Consider the following 2,585-nt stretch of genomic DNA (forward strand, 5'->3'; position numbering starts at 1 on the left):
ATGCGGCAGGTGTTGAAGTTGAAACTCGCGATATCTCATTAGCAGGTCGTGTAATTGCAAACTTCGCTGATTACCTTACTGAAGAGCAACGCATCGGCGATGCGCTTGCAGAGCTTGGCGAACTTGCAAAAACACCAGAAGCAAACATCATCAAATTACCAAACATCAGTGCGTCTGTACCGCAATTACGCGCTGTCATTAAAGAGCTTCAAGAAAAAGGCTACGCACTACCAGAGTACCCGGCTGAGCCTAAAAATGATGAAGAAGCTAAAATTAAAGCAACTTACGACAAAATTAAAGGCAGTGCTGTAAACCCAGTATTGCGTGAAGGTAATTCAGATCGTCGTGCACCAGCTTCTGTTAAAGAGTATGCACGCAATAACCCTCATTCAATGGGTGCGTGGAGCAAAGACTCACAATCATACGTTGCAAGCATGAGCGAAGGTGACTTCTTTGGTTCTGAGCAATCTGTAACTGTTGATGCAGCAACTGATGTACGTATTGAGCACGTAGCGACTAATGGCGATGTGACTGTACTTAAACAAAGCACGCCGCTAATTGCTGGCGAAGTAATTGATGCATCACGCATTAGCGCAGCTAAACTACAAGCGTTTTTAGCAGCAGAAATTGATGCAGCTAAAGAAAAAGGCGTATTATTTTCGCTTCACATGAAAGCGACAATGATGAAAGTATCTGACCCTATTATTTTTGGTCATGCCGTAAAAGTTTTCTACAAAGACGTATTTGCTAAACACGGCGAGCTTTTTGAAGAGCTAGGTGTTGATGTAAATAACGGTTTAGGCGACGTTTATTCTAAAATTCAAACATTAGATGATGCTAAGCGCGAAGAAATTGAAGCAGACATTCAAGCGGTTTACGCTGACCGTCCTGCTATTGCAATGGTTGATTCTGACCGTGGTATTACTAACTTACACGTTCCAAGCGATGTGATCATTGATGCGTCTATGCCTGCTGCCATTCGTTCAAGCGGTCAAATGTGGAACAACGACGGTAAACTACAAGACACTAGCTTTGTGATCCCAGATCGTAGCTACTCAAGCGTTTACCAAGCTACAATTGATTTTTGTAAAGAAAACGGCGCGTTCGATCCTACCACTATGGGTAGCGTACCAAACGTAGGCCTAATGGCTCAAAAAGCAGAAGAATACGGTTCTCACGATAAAACGTTTGAAGCAAAAGCGGATGGTTCTATTCGTGTTGTTGATGCAAATGGCACAACATTACTTGAGCACGCTGTTGAGCAAGGCGATATTTGGAGAATGTGTCAGGTTAAAGACGCACCAATCCAAGATTGGGTTAAGCTTGCTGTAAACCGCGCACGTGCGACGGGCGTACCAGCTATTTTCTGGTTAGATGAAAACCGTGCTCACGATGCAGAGCTTATTAAAAAGGTAAACAAATACTTACCAGATCACGATACTGATGGCCTAGACATTCAAATTTTAGCACCGCTTGAAGCAACTTTATTCTCATTAGCGCGTATTAAAGAAGGTAAAGACACTATCTCTGTAACGGGTAACGTATTACGTGACTACCTAACAGATTTATTCCCAATTTTAGAGCTGGGTACCAGTGCTAAAATGCTTTCTATTGTGCCACTAATGAACGGTGGTGGCTTATTTGAAACTGGCGCAGGTGGTTCAGCACCTAAGCATGTTCAACAGTTCGAAAAAGAAAACCACTTACGTTGGGATTCGTTAGGCGAGTTTTTAGCACTAGCGGCTTCGCTTGAGCACCTAAGCGTGAATACAGGCAACAAAAAAGCACAAGTACTTGCTGATACGCTAGATAAAGCAACAGGTACGTTCTTAGCTGAAAACAAGTCGCCTTCACGTAAAGTAAAAGAAATTGATAACCGTGGTTCTCACTTCTTCTTATCTTTATTCTGGGCACAAGAGCTGGCTAAGCAAGACGAAGACAGCGAGCTTAAAGCGCAATTTACACAAATTGCGAGCGATTTAGAAACGCAAAAAGAGCAAATCGTAAGCGAGCTTAACGATGCACAAGGTCCTTCAATGGATATTGGTGGTTACTTCCAACCAAATGATGATGCAGCGTTTAAAGCAATGCGCCCAAGTGCAACGTTTAACGAAATTTTATCTAAATTAGTATAATTTTAGATTAAATTAAAAAACCGCTTACGTTTAAAGTAAGCGGTTTTTTTGTGTCTTTATTTTATATAAAAAGGCCGCTACTTTAACTTTAAAGTAGCGGCCTTTAATAATTAACCTGAATTTTGGATAATTAAAGCTATATTAATTATTTTGTATATGCTCGCGGCATAGATGACTCAGTGGTATAGCGCTCACGCAGTTTATCTTGGCGCGACTGCGTAGATACTTCTTCACCGTTAATAATCATTTTACTTACATGGCTACTTAGCTCATATGGATCGTTACTCCATACAACCACATCGGCAGCTTTACCTACTTCAAGGCTACCTGCATTTATGCCAAATACGTCGGCTACATTGGATGTAACAGCATTAAGTGCACCTTGCTGGCTCATGCCGTACGAAACTGCATTACCGGCATCAAAACGAAGCTGGTAAATATTATGGCTGG

General features: G+C 41.8%; 2 protein-coding genes. One reads left to right on the forward strand and one right to left on the reverse strand.

What is annotated here, in order from left to right; all coding sequences use genetic code 11:
* The coding region (locus tag L650_RS0105155) for an NADP-dependent isocitrate dehydrogenase (protein ID WP_029772428.1) at positions 1–2,135 on the forward strand (2,135 nt) is incomplete at its 5' end.
* Between the two features lie 145 nt (positions 2,136–2,280).
* Here L650_RS0105155 and L650_RS0105160 read toward each other — a convergent pair.
* A partial coding sequence (locus tag L650_RS0105160) for an amidohydrolase family protein (protein ID WP_029772429.1) occupies positions 2,281–2,585 on the reverse strand: 305 nt, incomplete at its 5' end.

Source organism: Pseudoalteromonas sp. TB51 (genome assembly GCF_000498055.1).
GTDB classification, from domain to species: domain Bacteria; phylum Pseudomonadota; class Gammaproteobacteria; order Enterobacterales; family Alteromonadaceae; genus Pseudoalteromonas; species Pseudoalteromonas atlantica.